This is a genomic window from Paenibacillus sp. AR247 (assembly GCF_002968895.1).
GTDB lineage: Bacteria > Bacillota > Bacilli > Paenibacillales > Paenibacillaceae > Paenibacillus_AQ > Paenibacillus_AQ favisporus.
Map to the genome: position 1 here is coordinate 1 of NZ_PCZT01000046.1, position 6,724 is coordinate 6,724.

6 protein-coding genes and 1 pseudogene are annotated in these 6,724 nt (G+C 55.4%); all 7 read right to left on the reverse strand.

What is annotated here, in order from left to right; genetic code table 11:
- Positions 1-254: Gfo/Idh/MocA family oxidoreductase (locus tag CPT76_RS35550; protein WP_181153255.1), on the reverse strand; the 254-nt coding region annotated here is incomplete at its 3' end.
- 25 nt (positions 255-279) lie between these two features.
- Positions 280-1,361: pseudogene (locus tag CPT76_RS35555) on the reverse strand (Gfo/Idh/MocA family protein).
- Entirely contained in the window at positions 1,358-2,032 is a 675-nt protein-coding gene (locus CPT76_RS35560) for a hypothetical protein (RefSeq protein ID WP_308737735.1), read from the reverse strand. Before CPT76_RS35560 ends, CPT76_RS35555 begins: the two are co-directional and overlap by 4 nt.
- Positions 2,033-2,037: 5 nt before the next feature.
- Positions 2,038-2,982, reverse strand: a complete 945-nt coding sequence (locus CPT76_RS35565) for a sugar phosphate isomerase/epimerase family protein (RefSeq protein ID WP_105446235.1) — start codon at positions 2,980-2,982, stop codon at positions 2,038-2,040.
- A gap of 9 nt (positions 2,983-2,991) precedes the next feature.
- On the reverse strand, positions 2,992-3,858 hold the full coding sequence (locus tag CPT76_RS35570) for a carbohydrate ABC transporter permease (RefSeq protein ID WP_374954766.1): 867 nt from the start codon (positions 3,856-3,858) through the stop codon (positions 2,992-2,994).
- 24 nt (positions 3,859-3,882) lie between these two features.
- Complete coding sequence (locus CPT76_RS35575) at positions 3,883-4,788, reverse strand: ABC transporter permease (protein WP_105446236.1); 906 nt, start codon at positions 4,786-4,788, stop codon at positions 3,883-3,885.
- Positions 4,789-4,810: 22 nt separating this feature from the next.
- Positions 4,811-6,247 (reverse strand): extracellular solute-binding protein, encoded by a 1,437-nt coding sequence (locus tag CPT76_RS35580; protein WP_105446237.1) that lies wholly within the window; start codon positions 6,245-6,247, stop codon positions 4,811-4,813.
- Positions 6,248-6,724 lie beyond the last annotated feature (477 nt).

Sequence of the window (6,724 nt, forward strand, 5' to 3'; positions counted from 1 at the left end):
TTCGCCGCCGCGATCATAATCTCGCGGTGCATCGTCGTCGGCGCGGTTACTATTACGGCATCGATGCCCGGTTCGGCCAGCAGCACGGGCAGCTCCCTGTAAAATGGAACACCGAGCTCTTCCGCCTTCGCCCGGCCCCGCCCCGGATCCTCGTCCCATACCGCCTTGATGGATAAGTCAGGATGCTGCTGCGCCTGAAGCACGTAATCCTTGGCATGGACATGCCAGAAACTCAAGATGGCGACATTAATCATGTCTTTATTCCTCCAGTCTGCCGGGTCAATCGAAATAGACGGCTTTTCCGGTCCGGTTCGATTCGTAGAGAGCTTCGATAATTTCGGATACGACGCAAGCCTGCACCGGACGAACCACGGGCTGCGTGTCGTTTATGACGGCTTCGATCCAAAGTCGAATTTCCTTGTCGTGCATGCTTTCCTTCCGGCCCTCGAAGAAGTCCGCACCCTTGACGTTGAATTGAATGTCGTTCGCGTACAGCCGCCCGTACTTCTCACCGTTAATGCGCAGCGTTTCCTTCACGTCGGCTCCGCCTTCCGTTCCACACAGCGTGTAGATCGCTTCCCGCGTATCGAGCATGTTCAGCGCCCAGCTGGATTCCAGCATGACCGTCGCGCCGTTTTTCATCACGATCATGCCGAAGGCCGAGTCCTCGACCGTGAACTTGTCCGGGTCCCAGGCGCCGCCTGCATTCGCTGCCTGCTTGCGCTGCGACAGCTTGTGATAGGCGGTGCCCAGCACGACACGCGGCTCGTAATTGTTCATGAGCCACAGCGTCAGGTCGAGCGCATGCGTACCGATGTCGATAAGCGGCCCGCCGCCCTGCTTGTCCTTGTCGAGGAAGACGCCCCAGGTCGGTACGCCCCGTCTGCGGAGCGCATGCGCTTTGGCAAAGTAAATTTCGCCAAGCTCGCCATTCTCGCACATTTGCTTCATGAACAGGCTGTCGGGACGGAATCGGTTGTTGTAGCCGATCGTCAGCTTTTTGCCCGTCCGTTGTGCGGTCTCCGCCATGCGTCTGGCATCGGCCGCCGTCTTTGCTATCGGCTTTTCGCACATGACATGCTTGCCTGCTTCCAGCGCAGCGATGGATACCTCGGCATGGGCGTCGTTCGGTGTGCAGACATGGACGACGTCGATGGACGGATCGGCCAGCAGCTCACGGTAGTCCGCGTAAACCGTCGCATCGGCGGCTCCGAATTTTTCTTAGCCTGCACCGCCCGTTCTTGTACGATATCGCAGAAGGCGACCAGCTCGACCTGCTCCAGTTTACTGAGCGAAGGCAGATGCTTGCCATTGGCGATCGAGCCGCAGCCTATAATCCCAACCTTAACTTGATCCGTCATTCGTTGTTCCCTCCTAGAAGCTCTTTGATCTCGGCGAGTCTATCCTTAATCCGCAAGGGTACTTCCGCGTGCAGCTCCGGCCAGGTGACATACAGGGACGGATCGATCCGGTATTCCGTAAACGTCATGGCCGGCTTGAAGCGGCGTGTCTTCAAATACCGTTCCACCAGGCGGTCCGTCTCATCATCGGTCGTGTAGACACCGTCGAACGGGCCGGTAATGAGCAGCCCGCGCCGGCCGGCGGTTTCGTCCGTGCTGGTCATCAGATCCGGCAGCAGATAGAACATTTCGGGCTGCGGCAGGAAGGCATGCTTGCCGGGCTGGGAATACAGCTTGACATGGGTGCCGTCAACGAGATTGCTGCGATCATGGAGCAGTCCTTTGAAATGTCTGCCATGGAAGCTGGCGTCGCAGTCTACGACTTCACCGTCACGACCAACGTAGACCCACACATGCTCGAGCTCGTACAGATGCTGGATATCGTAATCCCAGTAAATCGCGTATTCGATGATGGCTTTGACCTTGGGATCGTTAAAGTCGAACGTTCTCCGCGTCGAAGGAGACGGACCGGCTTGCTCCAGCACGGTAATGCCGACGCGGACGGGAAAGAACGGCTCATTGTCGTCAAAGTAAATATACGGGGCGTATTTTGCAATCCATTCGTAGTTCATAAGGTTCATCCTTTCATTGAAGCGATTTTGGATGTGATCAAGGCGTGACTTTTGTCGATTTCTTCGGGCAGGCATTGCGATTTCAGCTCATAAACTTTGATTGGCGAACGATCGATGATTTCCAGAAAATGATCGAAGAATACATCATCCTTGCTGTGAACGTAAGGGCACCAATGATCCGAGAGCCCGATCGTCTCATGGATGTGGACGCCTACGATATAAGGGCTGACCGCTGGCAAATCCTTCAGGTTGTCGTACAGCCCCATCCGGTCCATCATCATGGCGTGCCCGATGTCATACCACAGACCGACCGGGCTGCCTTTCAGACCGGCGATAAGCTCGCCCGCTTCCCGGAGCGTCGGAATCTGGTTGCAGCGGGCCCGGGTTTCGATGCCGACGGCGACGCGGTAGCCCTTCCGGGCGATATAATCGCTGATCTCCTCCAGGCTGCGCCGGATCCGTTTCAGATAAGCCGGAGCTTCAGCTTCCCGCCGCTTGGCCATCTGCTCCCACAGATCGCGATACTCCATGGATTCCGGGCCGTTATCACGGTAAATTCGCTTCAGCTGAGCGTCGACGTTAACCGGAAACGGTACCTCGCCGGGATGGACGACGACCGCACCTGCCCCGTAACGGACGGCGTATTCGACGGACTGCTCCAGCAGCTCCACCGCGCGTCTGCGTTTCGATTCGTCCTCGTAGCCGAGCATGACGGAATCCGTATCGTATTCCTTGTCGTCGACAAAAGGAAACGCGTGATGCACGCTGGAGATGCGGATCTCGCCGCGCTCAATCATCGGTTCAATTGTTGCGAGATGCCCCTGCGTCACGTTATAATTCAGCTCGACGCTGCCGAATCCGAGTCCTTTGATTTCTTCGATCATGGCTCGTCCGTCTTTGTGATTTTTGATGTTCCAACAGGTTGAGTATGAATAATCGCCTTTGTCCATCTCCGTTACCTACTCCTTTATGGATCCCAGCATGACGCCTGAGATAAAATATTTCTGCAGCCAGGGATAGACGATCAGAATCGGTACCGTGGCGAACATGATGCTCGCCGCCTTGATGCTCTCCGGCATGATCGACACCAGCTGGTCGCCCTGCATCGACAGCGGGTCGTTGGTCATGCTGTTTACGATGACTTGGTACAGTTTCAACTGGATCGGATACAGCTTCGGATTGGTAATATACATAAGCGCATCCATGAAGCCGTTCCACCGTCCTACCGCGTAGAACAAGCTGAGAGTAGCGATCGCCGGCATCGACAGCGGCAGCACGATTCGCGTCAGCGTGCGCATCGGACTGCATCCGTCTATCTCGGCCGCTTCGGATAAGCCTGGCGGAAGCGACCGGATGAATGAAATGAGGATGAGAAGAAAAAATGGGTTGATCAGGGCCGGCAGAATCAGCGAGCCGATATGATTGGTCAGGTGAAGTCCCCGGATCAGCAGGTAATCGGGGATCGTGCCGCCGCTGAAGAACATCGTAAACAGGATAAGGAACATGAAGACGGATCTTCCTTTCAGCCGCTTGGAAAGCGGATAGGCCGCCGCGATCGTCATCAGCATGGCCAGGAAGGTATAGCCTGCCGTCAGGAGCACCGTCAGCCCGAGCGACTTCAGCATGGAATTGTCCTGGAACACCTTCCGGTAAGCCTCCAAATTGATGCCTCTGGGAAGCACACTCACTTCGCCCGAGAGAATCGCCCGGTTGGAGCTGAGCGACATGGAAGCGATATGCAGCAGGGGAGCCAGGCACAAGATAACCATCACGATAATCAAAATGACGTTGATATACTCAAAAGGCGTTCTTCTTCGGGCCATCATCCGTCCGCCGTTATCTGCCATCATTTACAGCACTCCGTTATCGGTTATTTTTTTGGCGATCGCGTTCGCCATAAGCAGCAATACGATCCCGACGACAGCCTGGAACAGACCGACGGCGGTCGCAATCGAATACTGAGCCGTCTGTATCCCTGTCTTGTAGACGAAAGTGCTGATGACCTCGGAGAAATCGCGGACGCTGACATTGCCGAGTACGTAAGGCCGGTCAAAGCCGATCTGGACGATTTCACCGATCTTCAGAATGAGCAGCATGACGATCGTCGGCCGGATGCCCGGAAGCGTCACCGACCACATGCGGCGCAGCCTTCCCGCTCCGTCGACGGAGGCAGCTTCGTACAGTTCGGAATTAACGCCTGTTATGGCGGCTAGGTAGATGATCGTTCCCCAGCCCGCGCTTTGCCAGACGCCGACGGCCAAATAAGTAACGAGCCAGGCGTACTTGTCTGTCAGGAACGGAACCGGATCGATGCCGAACCGGCCGAGCAGCAGATTGACGATGCCCGTTTTCGTAGCAAATACCTGGAACATGATGCCTCCGATAATAACCCAGGACAGAAAGTGGGGTAAGTACAGAACCGTCTGTGCAAATTTCTTGAACCGCCGTTCGGCCAGCTCGTTCAGCATAAGCGCGAGCACGATCGGGGCGGGGAAGGAGACGAGCAGATCGAGCAGGTTGAGCATGAACGTATTTCTAAGCGCTTCATAGAAGCCGCTCATCCCGAACACTTCCCGGAACACGTCCAGTCCGACCCATTCGCTGCCCGTCACCCCTTTGAACAGATTGTAGTCCTGGAAGGCGATCAGAATACCGTACATCGGGCCGTACTTAAAGACCAGGAAGAAGGCGAGGGGCAAAATCAACAGAGCGTACAGCTGCCAGTTACGATAGAGATAGAGTCTTAAGCTTTTCATTTCGGCACCCTCCCGTCCTGCATTATTTTTTCATGGCTGCGTAAGCTTCGGTCCGTTCCTGCTTGATGGTGTCGCCTCCGCTTGCCATATAGTCCTTAAGCAGATCGTCGTAAGTCTTATCGAAATCGCCCGGTTTGGTCATGATGCTTTTGACGATAAGTTCGTCGTACTTATCCTGCAGCGTAGGGATGTACTTGTTTTCAGCCTCGATCGGCGACGTGAAGTTCGCATAACGGATCGTATCCGTCATCGACATTTTGTAGGCGTCCACGACATAATCCCGGAATTCCTTAGGTACCGCCGCTGCCGCTGCCGCCCAATTCTTCTCGTCGCTGCCGAAATCCTGGCCCTGCGTAATCATGGCGATATCGTTGGCATTGAACATCCGTTTGCTCGTTTCTTCCGATTCGATGCGGTACGGCACGCCGTCCGTCAGCGTGTAATCCTCGCCTTCGATTCCGTTCATGATCGTATTCAGCACGTCCGGCTGCGCCATCCAGTCCAAGTATTTGATCGCCTCCACGCCGCGTTTACTCGCTGCGGGCACCATGAGGAAGAAGCCGGTCGGATCGTATTCGGGTTTGAGATGCTTGCCCGCGTTGTTTGTGTATGGATCGGTCGGAACCAGCTTGGCGCCGGGAACGTTCTGCGTCAGTACTTTGGCGATGCCCGGGGTCGCATTGAAGCTATTGCCGAGGTTGTCGCTGTACATGCCGACTTTGCCGGTCATGACGTCCTGGTATACCTGCTTCTCGTCCTTGTCGAGGGAGAAATCAGGGCTCATCAGTCCCTCGTTGTACAGCTTGTTCAGGAACCGGACCGCTTCCTTGTGCCCGGGGAGAAGGAGAGGATAGCCAAGGCTCTCCGACAGTGTATAGCGCTGCTCATCCGTCAGACCGTCCTCGATGAAGGACCAGACGATCGGTTCGATGGAAGCGGGAGTCAGCGAGAAACCGAGAGGAATGACGCTGCCACCCGTCTGCCCGGGGTCCTTCTCCTTAAAGGCTTTCAAGGTCTGGTAGACTTCTTCCGTCGTCTTCGGCATCGGAAGCCCCAGCTTGTCCAGCCAGTCTTGGCGGATGAGGTTCTCGTATTTGCCGGTGTTCACGCGCCTTCCTGGAATCGAATATTGGACGCCGTCCACTTTGCCGCTGTCCAGCGCAGGACCTAAATATTTTTTCAGGTTCGGCCCGTACTGCTCAATCAGGTCGTCAAGAGGCAGCAGCCCTCCGTCTTTGGCATATCCATAAGCGGTGAGGGGGCTTGTGTTGGCGAATACGACATCCGGGGCATCGCCGCTCGACATCATCACATTGACTTTGTCGCTGGCGTCGGTGCGCGGAATCGGCACGAATTCGACTTTAATGTTATTCGGGTCGCCGAAGTTTTTCNGAACGTAATCGGTCCAATAATTTTCGGTTGCCGTATAACCTGCTGGCGCATTGCCCCTGTCAAAAATCCAACCTTGAGCGTGACCTGTTCCGTCTTCCCGCTATGATCTGAAGCCGTTGCGGAAGAGCTTCCTTCTTTGTTTCCCCCTTGCGAACAGCCTGCCAGCATCCCGGCGATCAGCGCCACAGCCAGCGTGAAACGCAATCCTTTCCCTCTCATAAGACACCTCGCATTTTTTTTGGCCTGCAGCTTAAGTTATAGCGCTGCGCAATAGAACGGGCAATTTACACGTTTCAGCGGAGTAACAAAAAAGCAGATTTGCGCATCTGCCTGGATTTTTGTATAGGACATACCTTTTTCTGGGGGCATACGAAAGGTCGGACTGTCTTCGGAAAATGAGACCTGCGGGAGCTTTCAGCATCTTCATACCTCCTCCGGTATGCGGGACGGCTGCATCAGCTTTCGGTAGTCCCTGGGCGACACGCCAACCGTTTTCTTAAACACCCTGCCGAAGGAAATCGCATGCTCGTAACCGACCTGTCTG